At 61.2% G+C, this 19634-nt stretch carries 14 protein-coding genes; 10 read left to right on the top strand and 4 right to left on the bottom strand.

All coding sequences use genetic code 11. The annotated features are described in order from the left end of the window. Positions 1–107: 107 nt before the first annotated feature. Positions 108–812 carry a response regulator transcription factor gene (locus AAAX31_RS01925; RefSeq protein WP_117583373.1) on the bottom strand — a complete coding sequence of 235 codons (705 nt, stop codon included), beginning with the start codon at positions 810–812 and terminating at the stop codon, positions 108–110. Continuing rightward, the gene (locus AAAX31_RS01920; RefSeq protein WP_349076010.1) at positions 805–3540 is read right to left on the bottom strand and encodes a sensor histidine kinase KdpD; all 2736 of its coding nucleotides are present in this window, start codon (positions 3538–3540) and stop codon (positions 805–807) included. Before AAAX31_RS01920 ends, AAAX31_RS01925 begins: the two co-directional genes overlap by 8 nt. 333 nt (positions 3541–3873) lie before the next feature. Here AAAX31_RS01920 and kdpA point away from each other — a divergent pair, with 333 nt between their 5' ends. The 5 genes from kdpA to AAAX31_RS01895 all read left to right on the top strand — a co-directional run bounded on the left by kdpA (position 3874) and on the right by AAAX31_RS01895 (position 11474). Beyond that, positions 3874–5697, top strand: a complete 1824-nt coding sequence (gene kdpA, locus AAAX31_RS01915) for a potassium-transporting ATPase subunit KdpA (RefSeq protein ID WP_117773167.1) — start codon at positions 3874–3876, stop codon at positions 5695–5697. Positions 5698–5713: 16 nt separating this feature from the next. Further along, positions 5714–7774, top strand: a complete 2061-nt coding sequence (kdpB, locus tag AAAX31_RS01910) for a potassium-transporting ATPase subunit KdpB (RefSeq protein ID WP_349076008.1) — start codon at positions 5714–5716, stop codon at positions 7772–7774. 12 nt (positions 7775–7786) lie between these two features. Beyond that, positions 7787–8377, top strand: a complete 591-nt coding sequence (gene kdpC / locus AAAX31_RS01905) for a potassium-transporting ATPase subunit KdpC (protein WP_349076006.1) — start codon at positions 7787–7789, stop codon at positions 8375–8377. Positions 8378–8625: 248 nt separating this feature from the next. Then, complete coding sequence (locus AAAX31_RS01900; RefSeq protein ID WP_349076004.1) at positions 8626–10575, top strand: NAD(P)/FAD-dependent oxidoreductase; 1950 nt, start codon at positions 8626–8628, stop codon at positions 10573–10575. A gap of 206 nt (positions 10576–10781) precedes the next feature. Next, positions 10782–11474 (top strand): GntR family transcriptional regulator, encoded by a 693-nt coding sequence (locus tag AAAX31_RS01895; RefSeq protein WP_349076003.1) that lies wholly within the window; start codon positions 10782–10784, stop codon positions 11472–11474. Between the two features lie 394 nt (positions 11475–11868). On the opposite strand, the gene eda is transcribed toward AAAX31_RS01895, so the two are convergent. Then, positions 11869–12510: a bifunctional 4-hydroxy-2-oxoglutarate aldolase/2-dehydro-3-deoxy-phosphogluconate aldolase gene (gene eda / locus AAAX31_RS01890; RefSeq protein WP_035136869.1), complete on the bottom strand. Its 642-nt coding sequence runs from the start codon at positions 12508–12510 to the stop codon at positions 11869–11871. A 253-nt stretch (positions 12511–12763) separates the two neighbouring features. Further along, positions 12764–13798 carry a sugar kinase gene (locus AAAX31_RS01885; protein ID WP_349076000.1) on the bottom strand — a complete coding sequence of 345 codons (1035 nt, stop codon included), beginning with the start codon at positions 13796–13798 and terminating at the stop codon, positions 12764–12766. Between the two features lie 195 nt (positions 13799–13993). Between AAAX31_RS01885 and AAAX31_RS01880 the strand changes: the two genes are divergently transcribed. The 5 genes from AAAX31_RS01880 to AAAX31_RS01860 all read left to right on the top strand — a co-directional run bounded on the left by AAAX31_RS01880 (position 13994) and on the right by AAAX31_RS01860 (position 19438). Continuing rightward, the gene (locus tag AAAX31_RS01880) at positions 13994–15055 is read left to right on the top strand and encodes a LacI family DNA-binding transcriptional regulator (protein ID WP_349075999.1); all 1062 of its coding nucleotides are present in this window, start codon (positions 13994–13996) and stop codon (positions 15053–15055) included. A 42-nt stretch (positions 15056–15097) separates the two neighbouring features. Beyond that, positions 15098–15592, top strand: coding sequence for a type II toxin-antitoxin system RelB/DinJ family antitoxin (locus tag AAAX31_RS01875; protein ID WP_271738483.1), 495 nt, complete (start codon positions 15098–15100; stop codon positions 15590–15592). Positions 15593–15718: 126 nt separating this feature from the next. After that, positions 15719–17056, top strand: a complete 1338-nt coding sequence (locus AAAX31_RS01870; RefSeq protein WP_349075998.1) for a glutamine synthetase family protein — start codon at positions 15719–15721, stop codon at positions 17054–17056. Between the two features lie 50 nt (positions 17057–17106). Continuing rightward, the gene (locus tag AAAX31_RS01865) at positions 17107–17769 is read left to right on the top strand and encodes a response regulator transcription factor (protein WP_117583361.1); all 663 of its coding nucleotides are present in this window, start codon (positions 17107–17109) and stop codon (positions 17767–17769) included. 208 nt (positions 17770–17977) lie between these two features. Further along, positions 17978–19438: a trypsin-like peptidase domain-containing protein gene (locus AAAX31_RS01860; protein ID WP_117770058.1), complete on the top strand. Its 1461-nt coding sequence runs from the start codon at positions 17978–17980 to the stop codon at positions 19436–19438. Positions 19439–19634: the final 196 nt, after the last annotated feature.

Genomic DNA, 19634 nt, shown 5'->3' with positions numbered 1-19634 from the left:
GAGTATTTTTAGGGTATCGTTAAATCAGTTGCGGTGAAATACGGACTGTTTTGGCTGTCAAAGGCCTTATCTACTCCGTATTCCACCGCAACTTTTTGTGGGGTGGGCTAGAGACGCTGCATGCGGTACCCGACACCCATGTGCGTCTGAATCATCTTAGGGTGAGAGGGGTCTGCCTCGATCTTCTTGCGCAGGGTGCGCATGAACACGCGCAGGCTCGCCAGATCGCTGTCCCAGCTCGTGCCCCATATCTCGCGGGTGATGAAGGTGTGGGTGAGCACCTTGTCGACGTTTTTCGCCAGAAGGACGAGCAATTTGTACTCGGTTGGGGTGAGCGAGAGCTCGCGTCCGTCTTTCGTCGCGTATCCCGCGGCGTAGTCGATATGCAGCGGACCGTTGTCGAACGTGCTCGCTTCTGTCGACTCACTCGACGCCATCGAGGAGCGCCTCAAATTCGCGCGGACGCGCGCGAGCAACTCATCCACAGAAAAGGGCTTGGTGAGGTAGTCGTCTGCCCCTGCGTCAAGTGCTGCAATCTTGTCGGAATCTTCGGTGCGCGCCGAAATGACGATAATGGGGACTGCCGACCAGCTTCGGATCTTCGTGATGACCTCGATACCGTCAATGTCGGGAAGGCCGAGGTCGAGCATGATGAGGCTAGGGCCGTGCGACACCGCATCCATGATGGCGGCCTGGCCGTTGCAAACCTTGCTCACGACATAGCCGTGGAGGTCAAGCGCGGTCGAAACGAGGTTTTGAACGGTCAGGTCATCTTCGACCAGGAGGATGCGTGGCTTAGCGGCATTATTCATGAATCTCGATCTCCTCGGCGGGCAGGGTAAAACGGAAGACGGCCCCATGGGGGTGGTTGTCGCGAGCTTCGATGACGCCGCCATGCGCCTCCACGATGGAGCGGCAGAGCGACAGCCCAAGGCCGATGCTTCGACGCGAATCCACGGGCCGCATATTGCGTGAGGTGAAGAAGCGCTCAAAGATATGAGGCTTGTCGCAGTCTGCCACACCCGGCCCATCGTCTGCGACGTCCACCACGACGAACGCGCCCTCGCGACGTGCGCTGATGGTGACAGTCGAGTCCTCGGGCGTGTATTTGAAGGCGTTCATGATGAGATTCGTAAGCACCTGCATGATGAGATGGACGTCGATGCGTACCAGCAGGATGTCGTCAGTGTGCTCGATGGTGACAACACGTCCATGCGATGCTTGTGCGACATGGCTGAGGGCGGCCTCGATGACCTCGTCGATAAGCTCGGATGTGAAGTTGAGGCGAATGGTGCCGTCCTCGACGCGTGTGATGGCGAGGAGGTTCTCCACGGTATCGATAAGCCAGAGGGAGTCGTCGTAGATGGCATCGGCGAGATCGCAGCGTTGTTCGAGGCTGAGCTTCTCGTCGCTCTTCCGAAGGATTGCCGCAGATCCGGATATAGCCGTGAGGGGTGTCCTCAAATCATGGCCGATGGAGCGCAAAAGGTTGGCGCGCAGCTGCTCGTTTTTCGCCAAGACCGCAGCCTCTTCGCGCTCTTGCGCCGCCCGGTCACTTTCGAGCGCCAAGGCGCATTCACCTACGATAGATAGGACGATCGAATGCTCGAAGGCTTCGATCTCGCGCCCCTCCAGGGCGATGCCGATGACACCGAATACCTTGTCGCCGGTGCGAACCGCGAGGTAGAGACAGCGCGCCTCAGGCAGGGTCCGCGTGCTTGCGCCCGCGCGCTTGTTGTTGGTGAAGGTCCAGGTTGCAACGGCGCGCTCGTAGTCGGTGAGCAGCGACGCGGATCGGTTTTCGGTGCCAGCGGACTCATAGAGCGCCTTGCCGAGCGTGCCGTGTTCGGCGGGGTAGAAGACCACGTCGAGTTTTAGCAGTTTGACGAGTTGGTTCATGGCGACGCGGGCGCACTCCTCCGCGCTATGGGCTTGCTGTAAGAGCTGGTTCGTTTCGAGGAGTACGCGCGTTTTGAATGCGTTCTCGGCGGAGGTACGGGCATTGTCGGCGATGCGCGCAGTTAACTCGCCGGCGACCATAGCGGTAGCGAACATGATGCCGAACGTGACCAGATAGCTTCGGTCGTAGCTGGCGAGCGAAAACAGAGGCGTTACGAAGCAGAAGTTGTAAAGCACTACAGAGAGCACGCTCGATACGATCGTGCAGATACGCCCCGTCGTGGTGACGGCGGTCAGCAGGGCCGTGAGGATATAGAGGGATATGATGCTGGAATCGGCAAATCCCAGATGGCGGAAAGCCGTGCCGATCGCCGTGGCGACAAGAGAGAGGGCCAGCGTGCGAAGCACGTTTCGGCTGCTGGGCGGCTGCAGGGCGAGCGCATGGCGGCGTCCTTTGGGTCGGGAGGGCGGAGTCGACTGGTCTGGAATGATGTAAATGTCGAGGTTCGGGGCGAATGTTATGAGCTGTTCTACGAGAGATTTGCGGCCAAAGAGGGCCTGACGGACGCTGCTGTGCTCGCCCGTGCGCCCCATGACGATCTTCGAAATACCCGACAGGCGCGCGAACTCGGAGATCTGAAACGCGACGTCGTCGCCATAGACGGTTTCCATATGTGCTCCGAGCTGCTCGGCTAGGGCGATATTGTCTGCAAGCTTGGCGCGCTCATCATCGCTCATGGCTTGCGTGCGTGGGCTCTCTACGAACAGGGCGACGAGCTCGCTGCGAAACGCTTTCGCCATGCGTGCGGCGGCACGGACGATGCGGGGATTGGTCGGCGCCGGGGAGACACAGACTAAGATACGCTCCTTGGTGTAGTAGTCACGGTTTCCCAGCACGCGTGCGGCGTCTGTGAGGTGGCCGGTGCGATCGGCGCAGCGGCGCAGCGCGATTTCTCGGAGTGCGGTGAGGTTCTCGACGGTAAAAAAATGCTGTTGCGCTCGCTCGGCTTGTGCGGGACGGTAGACGAGGCCGGCGCGAAGGCGCTCAAGTAGGTCTTCGGGCTCTATGTCGACGAGCTCGACCTGGTCGGCATCATCGAAGATGCGGTCGGGGATTCGTTCGCTCACGACAACGCCGGTGATGGATGCAACCATGTCGTTTAGGCTCTCGATATGCTGAACGTTCACGGTCGTATAGACGTCGATGCCTGCATGTAGAAGTTCCTCGACGTCTTGATAGCGTTTGTCGTGGCGAGACCTCGGCGCATTCGTATGGGCGAGCTCGTCGACAAGGATGAGCTGAGGGGCGCGTTCGATAGCCGCATCTAGATCGAACTCGCTGAGCGCAATGCCGTTGTGCTCGATGAGTTTGCAGGGCACGTTCTCAAGCCCTTGTGCAAGATGGGCAGTTGCCGGACGTTCGTGCGGCTCGATGTATCCCGCGACGACGTCGACACCTCGCCGCTTGGCGGCGTGGGCGGCTTGAAGCATCGCATAGGTTTTGCCTGCACCAGCAGCGTAGCCAAAGAAAATCTTGAGGTGTCCCCGGCTGGTTCGAGCGTCATCGGCGACCTCGTCTTTCTCAATTGCCTTGAGGATGAGGTCTGGATTGACGCGAGTGTCCGATGCGTCGCGCTGCATAGCGTAGCCTTTCTGAAACGTTGTCCATGCGTGCATGCGCGGTGAGGACGCCACTGTATGCTCGCGAGGTCGAGTATAGGCGCACTGCAGCCGCAATAGTGCTTTCTACCTGCATCTTTACGGCATCTTAAGGTCGTGAGCCCCAGCCCTCACGCCTCTTTAACACCTAGAAGCGTTTACTGTCCCCAGACGCTTGCGAGGGCAGGCGTCCGAGACATCGGACCGCGCGTGAAAGGGGCGGTAATGGACATCCTCATTCCCATTATCGGAGTCGTCTGCATTGGACTCCTTATCTATTACATCTACATTCTGATGAGGAGTGATTCGTAAACTATGGACGCTGCGATTCAGTACATCTTGTACTTTGCCGTGCTCGTCGTCCTGGCCGTTCCGCTCGGTCGGTTCATGGCCCATATCATGGATGGTGAGCATACGTTCCTGTCGCCTGTGATTGCTCCTGTGGAGCGTGGCGTCTATCGTCTGCTTCGCATCGACGCGGCAGAGCAGATGGGGTGTAGGCGCTATCTGGCAAGCGTGCTGGCCTTTTCGGGGATCGGCCTCGTGGCTCTTGTGGCACTCCAGGCGCTTCAGTCCTTCTTGCCAGGCAATCCCCAGCACCTGCCGGGTGTGCCATGGGACCTGTCGTTCAATACGGCTGCTTCCTTCATAACCAACACCAACTGGCAGTCCTACTCCGGTGAGACCACCCTGTCCTACTTCGTGCAGTTCATGGGCCTCACCGTGCAGAACTTCGTTTCCGCTGGTACCGGTATCGCGGTCATGTTCGCGCTGATCCGCGGCTTCCGTCAGATCAAGGAGCAGGGTCTGGGTTCCTTCTGGGTCGACCTCACCCGCACCGTCCTGTATGTGCTCATCCCGCTGAACCTCGTGTTCGGCATCTGCCTGGCTGCCGGTGGCGTCATCTCCAACTTCCAGCCGGCTCAGAAGGCTGAGCTCGTAGAGCCCGTCGCTGTCCAGCCTAATGCAGACGGCGGCTGGAGCGTCATCGACGGCGCCCAGATCGAGGGCGACACGGTCAAGGTCGACGGCAAGGTTGTCGAGGGCGCGCGCGTGGTCACCGAGCAGTTCCTGCCCCAGGGGCCCGCGGCTCCTCAGGTCGCCATCAAGCAGTCCGGCACCAACGGCGGCGGCTTCTTCGGTGTGAACTCCGCCCATCCGTATGAGAATCCCAGTGCCTTCACCAACATCATCGAGATGACCAGCCTGCTGCTGATCCCGGCCGCCTGCTGCTTCACCTTCGGTATCGGCGTCAAGAACACCAAGCAGGGCAAGGCCATCTTCGCGGCGATGCTTATCCTGCTCGTGGTCTTTACCGGCATCATCGCCGTTAACGAGCATATGGGTACGCCGCAGCTGGCCGATGGCGGCGCGGTCAACATCGAGATGACCGATGGCCAGGCGGGCGGCAATATGGAGGGCAAGGAGAGCCGCTTTGGCATCGCCTCCTCTTCCACCTGGTCCGCTTTCACGACGGCTGCTTCCAATGGCTCGGTCAACTCCATGCACGACTCCTACACCCCGCTCGGCGGGTTTGTCCAGATGCTCCAGATGGCTCTGGGCGAGGTCGTCTTCGGCGGCGTGGGCTGCGGCCTGTACGGCATGATCGGCTTCGCCATCCTCACAGTGTTCATCGCCGGCCTTATGGTCGGACGCACGCCTGAGTTCCTGGGCAAGAAGATCGAGCCGGGCGAGATGCGCTGGGCAGTTGTCCTGTGCCTGGCAACTCCGTTTGCCATTCTGGTGTGCTCGGCCATCGCCTGCATGGTGCCCGGTCTTGCCGACCAGCTCAACAATGGTGGCGCGCACGGCTTCTCCGAGGTGCTGTATGCCTTCACCTCATGCGGTGGCAACAACGGCTCGGCGTTTGCAGGCATGAACTGCAACAATCCCTGGATCAACGTCATGCTCGGCCTCGAGATGCTGTTTGCCCGCTTCATGCCCATCATCGGTACGCTGGCTATCGCCGGCTCGCTGGCCAAGAAGGGTAGGGTCGCCGAGAGCGCCGGTACCCTGTCTACCACCAACGGCATGTTCGTATTCCTGCTCGTGTTCATCGTTCTGCTGATCGGTGCCCTGAGCTTCTTCCCGGCCCTGGCGCTTGGCCCCGTTGCCGAGTTCTTCCAGATGATTGCGTAAAGGAGGACGCAGATTTATGGCTATGCAAAAAGACATGATGGGCCGCGCGGTCCGCGACTCGTTTGCCAAACTGGATCCTCGCGTCCAGATTCAAAACCCGGTCATGTTCCTGGTGTGGCTTTCCGCCGTCATGACCTCCGTCCTGGCCGTCGCTTCCATCTTCGGTGTGCAGGACGCGGGTGTGCCCACCTACTATGTGGTCACCATCGCGGTCATCCTGTGGCTCACCGACCTGTTCTCGAACTTCGCCGAGGCGCTTGCCGAGGGCCGCGGTAAGGCTCAGGCCGATTCCCTGCGTGCGGCCAAGAAGGATGTCGAGGCCCATCGTATCGAGTCCGTTGAGGACAAGGAGCACTTCACCGTCGTTCCCGGCACCGAGCTCACGCGCGGCGACCTGGTGATCGTACGCGCCGGCGAGCAGATTCCCGGCGATGGCGACGTCATCGAGGGCGCTGCCTCCGTTGACGAGTCCGCCATCACCGGCGAGTCCGCCCCCGTGGTCCGCGAGGCCGGCGGCGACCGCTCTGCCGTTACCGGCGGTACCACGGTGCTGTCCGACTGGATCATCGTCAAGATCTCCAGTGAGCCCGGCCAGAGCTTCCTGGACAAGATGATCGCGATGGTCGAGGGTGCCGCGCGCAAGAAGACCCCTAACGAGATCGCTCTGGAGATCTTCCTGGTGGCCCTTTCCATCGTCTTTATCCTGGTCACGCTGGCCCTGTATTGTTACTCCTGCTTCTCGGCCGGTCTTAACGACATGGTCAACCCCACGGCCGTGACCACGCTCGTGGCACTGCTCGTGTGCTTGGCTCCCACTACCATCGGCGCCCTTCTGTCCGCCATCGGCATCGCCGGCATGAGCCGTCTGAACGAGGCCAACGTGCTGGCCATGTCCGGCCGCGCCATCGAGGCCGCCGGCGACGTCGACATCCTCATGCTCGACAAGACCGGCACCATCACCCTGGGTAACCGCCAAGCCGCCGAGTTCATCCCGGTCGACGGCGTCGATCCCGCGGAGCTGGCCGATGCCGCTCAGCTTTCCTCGCTGGCCGACGAGACCCCCGAGGGTCGTTCCATCGTCGTGCTCGCCAAGGAGCAGTTTGGGCTGCGCGGCCGCACACTCGAGGATAAGGGCATGGAGTTCATCCCCTTCACCGCGGCGACTCGCATGTCCGGTGTGAACTACGAGGGCAATGAGATCCGCAAGGGCGCTGCCGATTCCGTGCGCACCTATGTGGAGGCAGCCGGCGGCGTGTTCTCCCAGGAGTGCGACGAGGCCGTCGAACGCATCGCCAAGGCCGGCGGCACCCCGCTGGTCGTGACCAAGAACTGCCGCGTGCTGGGCGTTGTGTACCTCAAGGACATCATCAAGTCCGGCGTTAAGGAGAAGTTCGCCGACCTGCGCAAGATGGGCATCAAGACCATCATGGTGACGGGCGACAATCCGCTCACCGCCGCGGCAATCGCCGCCGAGGCCGGCGTTGACGACTTCCTGGCCGAGGCCACCCCCGAGGGCAAACTCGAGAAGATCCGCGAGTTCCAGCGTGAGGGTCACCTGGTCGCCATGACCGGCGACGGCACCAACGACGCGCCGGCGCTCGCCCAGGCGGACGTCGCCGTGGCCATGAACACCGGAACCCAGGCTGCCAAGGAGGCCGGCAACATGGTCGACCTCGACTCCAGCCCCACCAAGCTCATCGAGGTCGTGCGTATTGGCAAGCAGCTGCTCATGACCCGCGGCTCGCTCACGACCTTCTCGGTGGCCAACGACGTGGCGAAGTACTTCGCTATCATCCCGGCCCTGTTCTCGCCGATCTATTCGGGACTGGGCGCCCTCAACATCCTGGGCCTCACCAACCCGTTGACGGCCGTGCTGTCCGCCATCATCTACAACGCGCTGGTCATCGTCGCGCTAATTCCGGCGGCTCTCAAGGGCGTTAAGTACCGCGAGGTCCCGTCCGGACAGCTGCTGACCCACAACCTGCTGGTGTGGGGTCTGGGCGGTATCGTGGCGCCGTTCGTATTCATCAAGATTATCGACATGCTGCTGGCCTTGTTCGGCATTGGCATGATGTAGACGGAGGTTTGTATGTTCAAAGGTATCGCACCGCGCGCACTTGGCGTGTTCGCGTTGTTTACCATCGTCTGCGGCCTGGGATACACGCTCGTGGTGACCGGCATCGCTCAGGTTACGTTCCCGTATCAGGCGAACGGATCGCTCATTACGGTCGACGGCAAGGTTGTGGGTTCCGAGCTCATCGGCCAGAACTTCGATGACGATGCCCACATGTGGGGTCGTATCCAGAACGTGTCAATTGTCGAAGGCGAAGACGGCGAGCTCATGGCGTATGGTGCCCCGTCCAACCTGTCCCCGGCGAGTGAGGAGTATCGGCAGCTTGTGGATGCGCGCGTGAAGAAGATCCGCGCCGCCAACCCCGATGCCGATATGGACGCTGTGCCCGTCGACCTGGTGACGTGTTCGGGGTCCGGCCTCGACCCGGAGATCTCCCCCGATGCCGCCGAGTACCAGGTACCGCGCCTGGCGAAGGCCACGGGCAAGAGCGAAGGCGAGGTGCGCGACATCATCGCCCGGTGCACCAGGGGCCGATTCCTGGGCGTCTTCGGCGAGCCCACGGTCAACGTGCTCAAGGTGAACCTTATGCTGGACGGCGCGCTGTAGGTGAGGGAGTGGCGGATGAGGGCATGACTGACTATCTGAGCCCTCAATTCCACCCCGCCCATCAGTTGCGGTGAAATACGGACTGTTTTTGCTGTCAGATGCCTCATCTATTCCGTATTCCACCGCAACTTTTTCGTGAGGGTCGGGATTGAAGGTGGGGAGTGCGAGCGAGTGCAGATACGGCAGTTGCTGATACGATAGGTACATCAGCAACTGCCGCCGAGCGGCTCAAACGAAAGGAAGCCTGCATGGAGTCTTCAGCCTACCCGATGCTCTTTAGCCCGATCAAGGTCGGTACGACCGAGGTCAAGAACCGCGTCTTTATGCCGCCGGTGTCTACCAACCTGGCCGATCACGGCTATGTGACCGACGATTTGGTCGATCATTACCGCGCCCGTGCCAAAGGCGGCGTGGGCCTGATCATCACCGAGGTCGTGACGGTCGAGCCCACCTATACCTATCTGCCGGGCGACATGTGCTGCTACGACGACACGTTTATCCCCGGCTGGGAAAAGCTCGCTGCGGCCGTCCACGAGTACGGCTGCAAGATCATGCCGCAGCTCTTCCACCCTGCCTACATGGCCTTTAACATTCCGGGCACGCCGCGCCTGGTCGCTCCGTCCTTTGTGGGTCCGTCCTATGCCCGCGAGGCGCCGCGCCCCATCACGGTTGATGAGATCCACGAGCTCACGCATCAGTTCGGCGACGCCGCCGTGCGTATGCAGAAGGCCGGCGTCGATGGCGTCGAGGTCCATGCGGCGCACGCCCACGGCATGCTCGGTGGCTTTTTGACCCCGCTCTACAACAAGCGTACCGACGAGTACGGCGGCTCGCTCGACGCCCGCATGCGCTTCTTGCTCGAGGTCATCGCCGAGATTCGCGAGCGCTGCGGCAAGGACTTCATCATCGACGTCCGTATCTCGGGTGACGAGTACACCGATGGCGGCCTGACCCTCAACGACATGATCTACGTCTCGCGCCGTCTGGAGAAGGCCGGCGTCGACATGATTCACGTGTCGGGCGGTACCACCATCAAGCGCGGCTCTGCAATTCCGGCCGCCGGCACCCAGCAGGCCTCGCACGCCGCCTGCTCGCGCGAGATCAAAAAGCATGTGAACATTCCCGTTGCCACCGTCGGCCGCATCAATGAGGCATGGATTGCCGAGGAGCTGATTGAGGACGGCGCCGCCGATATCTGCATGATGGGCCGCGCCAATCTGTGCGACGCCGAGTTCTGCAACAAGGCGGCCGCCGGCAACGCCGACGAGATCCGTCCCTGCATCGGTTGTCTGCGCTGCCTGAACGGCATCATGTTTGGCAAGCGCATCTCCTGCACCGTCAACCCGGACGTTGAGCGCGACGAGGCCGGCTACGAGCCTGCCGCCGAGGCAAAGAACGTGCTGGTTGTGGGCGCCGGTCCTGCGGGCATGGAGGCAGCCTACATTGCCGCCAAGCGCGGCCATAACGTGGTGCTCGTGGATAAGCAGGACGAGCCGGGCGGCGAGATGCGCATTGCGGCCGTTCCGCCGGCAAAGCAGGAGCTCACCCGCGTAATCAAGTATCAGTACCGTCGCCTAGCCGAGGCAGGCGTCACGTGCGTCTTTGGTACCGAGCTTTCGGCCGAGGACATTCAGCGCGACTACGCGGGCTACGAGGTCGTCCTGGCTTATGGTGCCGAGCCCATCGCTCCGGCCTTCATGCAGGGCTTTAAGCAGGTTATGACGGCCGACGACCTGCTGGGCGGCAAGGCTTTCCCGGGCAAGAAGATCGTCATCGTGGGCGGTGGCACCGTTGGCTGCGAGACGGCCGATTACCTGGCCCCGCTGGTCAACGACCTTTCGCCGGCCAATCGCGATGTCACCGTTATCGAGATGACCAAGACGCTCGCCGCCAACGAGGGCGGTGCCGGTCGTGCGGTGCTCATCACGCGCATGCTCTCCAAGGGCGTTCACGTGCTGACCGAGGCCAAGGTGACCGAGATCACCGAGGACACCATCAGCTACGAGAAGGACGGCGAGGTCCACACCATCGCCGATGCCGATACGCTGGTGCTTGCCATGGGCTACCGTCCCAATACCAAGCTGGCCGATGACCTTACCGCTGCCGGCGTTGCCGCCCACGTGCTGGGTGATGCCCAGAAGTGTGGCAACATCCGCGACGCCATCGGCGATGGCTACAAGGCTGCCTGCGAACTCTAGTCAACCCCTTGCTGCATGAGGAGGGGCGTCTCTGCGCCATCCGATAGCAAAACAGCGGTGGTGTCCCGGGTTTTGGGATGCCGCCGCTTGCTCTTGTGATCCTGGCGACGCGAGCGCGCCCTATTTCACCTCAACTGAGGGAATGGGGGATGCGATAGTATTGCATGGTGGTATTCGACAAACCGTGGGCTTCATCCGAGGGCTTTATGGAACAACACCAGCATTATCAGAGCCTGCAAGACCAGGCATACAACGCATTGCGCTCCAAGATCATCTATGCCGAGCTCAAGCCCGGCACGCGCCTTTCGGCGATTGGTCTGGAAAAGGAGACGGGAATCGGGCGCACGCCCATTCGCGAGTCCTTTGTACGCCTGCGTGAGCAGGAGCTGGTGGAAACGCGCCCCAAAAGCGGCACCTACGTCTCTAAGATCAGCATGGAACACGCCGAAAACGCCTGCTTCTTGCGTGAGAAGCTCGAGAGAAGCGTGCTTATTAAATGCTGTTCGGCCGCCACGCCCGAGCAAAAGCATCGGCTCGAGCAGATTCTTGCCGAGTCCGAGTCGCTCGACCATAGCGAAACGCGTCGCTTTTTCGATCTGGACAACCTGTTCCATGAGACGTGTTTTGAGATTGCCGGCCGCCACATGTTGTGGGATTGGATGAAGAGCGTCAATACGCATTTTGAGCGATACAACTGGTTGCGTATGGTGTCGCAGAATCTGGATTGGGAACCGATTCGTCGGCAGCATCGCCGGATTCTCGAGGCCATTAAGAAGGGCGACACCGACACGGCGAGCTATCTGGCAGAGACGCACCTGCACCTGATGCCCGAGGAGCAGGGCCCGGTTATCGCCTTGCATCCCGACTATTTTGAGCTGTCCAAAGACTCGTTCATCTAATCAATCCCCATATAAGTTGCGGTGAAATAGGGACTGTTTTGCGACCTAGGTGGCGCAAACAGTCCCTATTTCACCGCAACTGCGTTGGGGCGTAACCGGGGCACGAAAAAGCTGCGGCGCCGCTTGGAGGAAAAGACCGGAAGCAAGGGTCTATTCCTCCAGACGGCACCGCAGCTGTTTTGGTGGCTCGGCTTTTGTCGAAGTGGCTTAGTTGAGCGCGACGGCCAGCCGAGTAGGCAAAGCGGCTTGGAGGCGTGTCGCTTCCGTCACGTTCTATCAGCATACAAGACGGTTTTGGTTCTTGTTCGTGACGGAAACGGCGCGCTTCCGAGCCGCTTTAAAAGAAAGGGGGCGAGGTTTAGGGCACGCCCCCTTTCACGATAGAGAGCTAAACCTAGCCGCGGACCTTCTTGACGACGTCCATGGCCTCGTGGGCGATCTGCTCGACCTTGGAGAAGTCGCCGTCGGCAAACAGGGCCGGCTTGACCATCCAGGTGCCACCGCAGGCGATGATGGCGGAGGAGCTCAGGTACTCCTCGACGTTGGCGGTGCTCACGCCGCCGGTAGGCATAAAGCGGTGACCGACAAACGGAGCGGCGAGGGCCTTGATGGTGTTCAGGCCGCCATACTGGGACGCGGGGAAGAACTTGGTGACCTTGAGGCCCAGGTTCTCGGCTGCGGTGACCTCGGAGGGGGTCACGGTGCCGGGAAGGACGGGCAGGTCGATGTCGATGCAGTGCTTCACGACGTCCTCGTTGTAACCCGGGGAGACGATGAACTTGGCACCGGCTGCGCGGGCCTGCTCAACCTGCTCGACGGTCAGGACAGTGCCGGCGCCAACGCACATCTCGGGCTCGGCCTCGGCCATAGCGGCGATGCACTCGGCGGCGCAGGCGGTGCGGAAGGTGACCTCGGCTGACTTCATGCCAGCTGCCATAAGGGCGTGGGCGAGCGGAGCGGCGTCCTCGACCTTGTCGAGCACAACGACCGGCACGATGCCCAGGGACTCAAGCGTGGTGTAGAACTGATCGAACATGATGTTCCTTTCGATGTGTGGCGCGCATGGGCGCGTGATTGCCAAATGTGCTGGTCAGGAGCCGATTTTGGATTGGTTATCGGAGGCACTGCTTGGGGTTCAAGCAATTCCAAAACCGGCTGCTCGACCAGTCATGTAGGGAATGCCAGGCAAAACCGGAATGGGACTGGTGGTTTTGCCCGGTCGGAGGAATCGGGGAGCGGGCCGCAGGGGTATGGGATTGGAAAGCTGCGGCCCGCGGAATGGAGACGGACTAGCGCGCGACGCGGGTGCCACCGTCGGCGGCTGATGCCACGGCTGCGATCTCGTCTGCGGTCACCAAGTTGGAATCGCCCTTGATGGTGAGCTTGAGGATCGACGCTGCAATGGCGTAGTTGACGGCGTCCTGCGGGTCAAAATCGTTGATGAGGGCATGGACGAGGCCGGCGTTGAAAGCGTCGCCGGCGGCAACGCCCTCGAGCGCGTGCACGTCGTGAGCAGGGGAGAACCAGTGCTCGCCGCTCTCGGCGTCAAAGAGCATGCCCATCCAGATGGAGCGCTCGACGCAGGAGATGTTGCGGACGACCGAGGCGACCTTCTTGCAGCCGTACTCGGCGCAGATCTGGCGGGCCATCTCGACGTAGGTGTCGCGCTCCTCGATGCCGTGGGCAAGGGAACCGGAGACGCAGGTCATGCCGAGGCCGGCAGGCGCATCCTCGTCGTTGGCGATGCAGATGTCGACGAGCGGCAGGAGTTCCTTCATGGTGGCCTGCGATTTCTCGGGCGACCACATCTTGCCGCGATAGTTCACGTCGCACACGGTGGTGATGCCCTTGGCGCGGCAGGCGGCGAGCGCCTCCTTGCAGGCGGCGGCCATCTCGTCGGAGACGGCGGGGGTCACGCCGGAGAAGTAGAAGACATCGATGCCCTTGAGGATCTCGTCCCAGTCAAAAACATCGCGCTTGGCCATGTTGATGGCAGAGAACTTGCGGTCGTAGACGCAGCCGTTGCCGCGCTGCGAGGCGCCGACCTCAAACACATAGGAGCCAAGACGGTCGCCCTGACGCACGACGCGCGTTGTGTCGACGCCGTAGGCCTTCAGCGAGCGCAGCGCGCACTCGCCTAGGCGGTTGGCCGGAACAACGGAGACGTAAGCGGCCTTGTCGCCCTGGTAGGCCAGGGAAAGCGCAGTGTTGGCCTCGGCGCCGCCGTAGCGGACGTCAAACTCGGTTGCCTGCTCAATACGCAGGTGGTCTTTGGGCGAGAGTCTCATCATGATCTCGCCGAAGGTAAGAACCGTTTTACCCATGGTCGCGCAGCTCCTTTTACTCATGCGTACACCTTTGATATGGCGTTGGCACGCAGGTGCCAAGACGGTAGGGTGCGTCTTTGCACCTGCGTGCCAACGCTCGCCGAAATCGGTTTACGAAATCGGTTTCGTTTCGAGTTGTAGTATACTCACCTACAACGTTTTGCAACCGAGATTTTTAAAAAAATGCCTAAAATGGCTCAGATCGCCGACAATTGGGAAACGGGGTGCGTTATGGCGCAGATGAGAATCAAGGACATTGCCGCCGAGGCGGGCGTGAGCCCGGCCACGGTCTCGCGCTATCTCAACAACCGCCCCGGGCAAATGACCGAGGAGACCCGTGCTCGCATCGCGGCAGTTATCGAGCGCACCGGCTATCGCCCACGTGCCGCCGCGCGCAATCTGCGCAGCTCGCGTACGAACCTCATCGGTGTGATTCTGGCTGACATCGCCAACCCGTTCTCGAGCGCCATGCTCGAAGGGCTTTCCGCCAGCGCCGCCGCGCGCGGCTGCTCGCTCATGACGGCCATTAGCGGCAACGACCCCGCTAAGGAGGCCGAGTCGCTCGCCAGACTTATCGATGCTGACGTGGACGGCCTGGTCGTTAACACCTGCGGAGGCAATGACGAGGCGATCGCCGCGGCAGCGGGACGTCTGCCCGTCGTGCTGCTCGACCGCGACGTTGCCGACGGCGGTGTCGATCTAGTGACATCTAACAACCGTGAGCTGGTCGCCGGTCTGGTAGACGCCTTGGCCGCTGCAGGCAGCGAGCGCCTGTGCCTGCTCACCGAGGCAAGCGACGACAGCCCCGTGCGTCGCGAGCGTGCCGAGGCCTTTGCCGACGAACTTTCGCGACGCGGCCTTGCGGGTGAGGTCGTCACTCTGGCCGACGGTGGCGCCTCGGGCGTCGGCCGCTTGGACGAGACCATCCGCGGCTATGCAGGCAAAAAGCTCGGCCTCATTGCTGTCAACGGCCTGGTTTTCCTGCGTCTGACCGAGGCGCTGGCGCAGCTTGGTCCCTCGCTGCCGGCGGGGCTCAAAATCGCGACGTTTGACGACTACCCCTGGAACCATGTGCTCTTTGGCGGCGTGACCACGGCCGCGCAAGACACCCTTACAATCGCCGAGCGCGTGGTCGAGCGCCTCTCCGAGCGCATCGACGTTGTTACCACTACCGTGGGCGAGGCCGCAAGGCTGGCTCCCAAGCGCATCGAGATCCCCGGCCGCATCGAACACCGCGCTTCGACCTCGCGCTAGTCTGTGTGATAATATATAGACAATGTCATACAGGAGGTATCCATGGCTGCGTCTGTACTGAGTGTGCGAGTGGACTCGTCAATTAAAGATTCATTTGCCGAGCTGTGCGAAGAACTTGGCATGACTTCGTCTGTTGCAGTCAATATGTTTATGAGACAGATGCTGCGCGAGCGTTCGCTGCCGTTTGTCCCTTCACTCGGTAAAAGCTCTGCGAGCGGAAGCGTCGCGGCGGGCATTTTGGATACCGCTCAGATTGAGTCCGCTGTCCGTGAGGCGGCCAGCCCGATTCCCGCCATCAAAAGCGTGATTCTTTTTGGCTCGTATGCTCGTGGCGACGCGCGTGCCGATAGTGACATTGACTTGCGTCTCGAAGTCGATCGCGATCAGGGCTTTGGCCTTTTCGCGTTGTCGGCATTCGGCGAGGCGGTGCGCAAAGAAACTGGGAGGCAGGTTGATCTTGTCTCGAGCGACCATCTTGATGCCGATCTTGCCGCGGTAATCGAGCGCGAAGGAGTGATCCTTTATGATCGCGCGTAAGTCAGACGGCCTGTTCGCGCACGTTTTTTGAGCGCTTGATACGCTTTAACCCTGCGGAAACATTTTTCTGCGATAGTATCTGCGATATAGACCAGTCGAAACCCGCCCGAAAGAAAGGGGAGCGACATGAACCAGCAGAACATCGATTACGTACTCCGCTCCGTAGAGCAGCGTGACATCCGCTTTGTGCGTCTGTGGTTTGTCGACATTCTCGGCCGCCTCAAGAACTTTGCCATTAGCCCCGAGGACCTCGAGGTCGCTTTTGAGGAGGGTATTGGCTTTGACGGCTCCGCTATCGAGGGCTTTGCCACGCCCGAGGAAGCCGACATGCTGGCGTTCCCTGATGCCTCGACCTTCCAGATTTTGCCGTGGCGTCCGAGCCACAACGGCGTCGCCCGTGTGTTCTGCGACGTGTGCACTCCCGATCGCGAGCCCTTCGCCGGCGACCCGCGCGCTGCGCTGCGCCGCATGTTCCATAAGGCCGAGAAGGCCGGCTACCTGCTCAACGTTGGTGCCGAGCTGGAGTACTACTATTTCCCCGACGAGCGCACGCCCGAGCCGCTCGACAACGTGGGCTACTTCGATCTTTCGGTGAGCGACGCCGCGCGCGACCTGCGCCGCAACACGGTCCTTACGCTCGAGAAGATGTCCGTGCCCGTGGAGTACACCTTCCACGCCGCCGGTCGCTCGCAGCACGGCATGAGCCTGCGCCACGCCGAGGCCCTGAGCATGTCCGACGCCATTACCACGGCCAAGCTCATCATTAAACAGCAAGCTTACGAGAGCGGTTGCCACGCCTCCTTTATGCCCAAGCCGTTGGCGGGCGAGGATGGCAGCGCCATGTTTTTGCATCAGTCGCTGTTCGACCACGACGGCAACAACGTCTTTTGGGGCGAGGCCGACGAGAGGTACCATCTCTCCGACGTCGCCAAGCACTACATGGCCGGTATCTTGGCGCACGCGCGCGAGATCAGCGCCATCACCAACCCCACCGTCAACTCGTACAAGCGCATCACCACGGGCGGCGACTCCGTGCCGCAGTACGCCACGTGGGGCCTGCGCAACCGCGCAAGCATGGTTCGCATCCCGGTCTACAAGCCCGGCAAGCAGCTGTCCACGCGCATTGAGCTTCGTAGCCCCGATCCCATGGCCAACCCGTATCTGGTCAACGCCGTCACGCTGGCTGCTGGTCTCGACGGCATCGAGCGCAAGCTGGAGCTCCCGCCCGAGGCCACGGCCGAGACGCTCAAGCTCAACGACCGCCAGATGCTTGAGGCCGGTTATACGCCGCTGCCGCGCTCGCTTAAAGAGGCACTCGACGTCTTTGAGGACTCGCAGTTTATGAAGGATGCCCTCGGCGAGCACATCCATAGCTTCTTCCTCAAAAAGAAGCGCGACGAGTGGCATAAGTTTGAGTCCACGATCACCGAATGGGAGATCAAGCACTACCTGGCGAACTCCTAATCGCGCTGGCTTGTCCCAGTACGATTGAGCTCATTTCTTTGGAGGCCGATATGTCCGAAAAGAGTGCCCTGTTCATGGCGCGCACGACGCGCTTCCACGAGTTTGCCCGCAGCTTGACGACCACCCTGGGTGTCGAGGTGAGTCTGGCCACCCCCGATTCGCCAACTGCGGCGCACGACTTTGACCTGCTGATCCTCGATTCCGATGGCATCCGCAGCGACCGCATCGATCAGATTGCCAAGTGGCTCGACGATCGCGGCGGCGTTCCCATGCTGGTGATCGTCGACGACGAGGCGCTCGGCACCCTGCGCCTGCCCAATCACGCGCATGCCGACTTTGTATGTCCCACGGCGACGCCCAACGAGCTCAAGGCTCGTGCGCAGCGTCTGATGGGCGAGGAGGAGCCCGTCGCCTCCGATGATGTGCTCAACATCGATAACCTTGAGATCAACCTGGCCACCTACCAGGTGACACTCGATAGCGAGCCCATCGACCTGACGCTGATGGAGTACTCGCTGCTGAGCTTTTTGGCGACGCACCCCAACCGCGCCTACAGCCGCGAGGTGCTGCTGCACCGCGTGTGGGGCTTTGAGTACTGCGGCGGCACACGCACCGTCGACGTGCACATCCGACGCATCCGCTCCAAGGTGGGCCCGCAGATCGCGGCACACATCACCACCGTCCGCGGCGTGGGCTATCTGTTTAAAGACTAGATTTCCACCACAAAGGGGACAGGCACTTTTGTGGTGGTTTTGACGCAGGTACGGATTCCTTTCGGGTCTGCGGCAGAACTTAAGCCTTCCTAAAAGATTGCGTTCTCATACACTTGCGCCCGCATATTGGGGTACAACTCAACGTGAACAATGATGGCCCGCCACATGTTTGGCGGGCCTTTGGTTATTTGACGAAAGGATCGCAGCCATGAGCGAGTACGATTCCCAGCGTCCCCAGGATGCGGGCAACGCCGGCGAGACCCAGCAGCAGCCGCGTGTGCAGGTGGAGTCGACGCCTGCCGGCAGTAACATTCCCTACGTGCAGGCCTACGACACGCAGACCGGCAAGCCGCTGGGTGGCCAGCAGGTCGTGAACAAGCACACGGTGGTCAAGACCAAGACCAAAAAGCTGCCGATCTTTATTACGGCGCTTGCCGGCTGTGCCTGCGGAGCCCTGCTGGTCATTGCGCTCATTATGAGCGGCACGCTCGATATCGGTGGTGGCAAGAATGCCGTGACGGCGGGTGCTTCGGGTTCGTCGACGCAAAAGATCACCATTGACTCCGAGGACACCACGCTGGCCGAGGCCGTTTCTGCTAAGGCCCTGCCCTCCGTCGTTTCCATTACCGCCACTTCGAGCGGCAGCCAGAATGGCTCGCTTTCGCAGTCTGCTGATGAGTCGGATAGCTCGGGCAGCGTCGGTTCGGGCGTCGTGCTCGATACCGAGGGCCACATCCTCACCAACAACCACGTGGTCGATGGTTACGACCAGTACGTGGTGACCATGGACGACGGCACCACCTACGAGGCTGAGTTCGTGGGCAACGATGCCTCGAGCGACCTGGCCGTCATCAAGCTCAAGGACGCCGACGCCTCCAAGCTCACGCCAATCGAGATTGGTGATTCCTCCAAGCTCAACGTGGGAGAGTGGGTTATGGCGATCGGCTCGCCGTTTGGCAACGAGCAGTCTGTCTCCACGGGCATTGTGTCGGCGCTCTACCGCTCCACGGCCATGAGCTCTACCAGCGGTAACACCATCTATGCCAACATGATCCAGACCGATGCCGCCATCAACCCGGGCAACTCCGGCGGCGCGCTCGTCAACGACAATGGCGAGCTGGTGGGTATCAACTCGCTCATCGAGAGCTACTCGGGCTCCAGCTCAGGCGTGGGCTTTGCTATTCCCGTTAACTACGCCAAGAACATTGCCGACCAGATTATCGACGGCAAGACGCCGGTGCATCCGTACATGGGCGCTACGCTTTCGAGCGTCAATGCGCTCAACGCCCGCACCAACAAGCTGAGCACCGATAGCGGCGCGTATGTGGCGAGCGTCGTCGAGGACGGTCCTGCTGCCAAGGCCGGCATTCAGGAGGGCGACGTCATCACCAAGCTGGGCGACGACGAAATCACGAGCGCCGATGGCCTGATCATCGCGCTGCGCAGCCACGAGGTGGGCGAGAAGGTCGAGATCTCGCTTATGCGCGGTAAGGACGAGAAGAAGGTCACCGTCGAGCTGGGCTCTGACGAGGAGCTGCAGAACCAGCAGCAGGACGACAGTTCGACCGACACCGGCAACGGCGGTATTACCGACGAGCAGCTGCGCCAGTACCTGGAGGAGCTGCTAGGCCAGCAGGGCCAGGGCCAGGGCTACGGCCAGGGTTTCTAACGAGCTGTATCGCATATGCCGAAGCCAGAGGGGCTGTCCCGCCAAGTGTGGGACAGCCCCTCTTTTCTTGTTGATCCGTTGGGGACGGAGGAAAACGGATCACTTGGGGCTGACAAGAGGCCTGGTTCGTAATGGTCTGGACAGTTAGTTCAGATACGTATAAATCTGGGGCAGCTTGGGATGCGTTTTGAGCAAT

It is taken from the genome of Collinsella sp. CLA-ER-H5 (assembly GCF_040092375.1).
Taxonomy (GTDB): domain Bacteria; phylum Actinomycetota; class Coriobacteriia; order Coriobacteriales; family Coriobacteriaceae; genus Collinsella.
The sequence above is the reverse complement of the archived record's forward strand: the minus strand, read 5'-3'. Positions and strand labels throughout refer to the sequence as shown.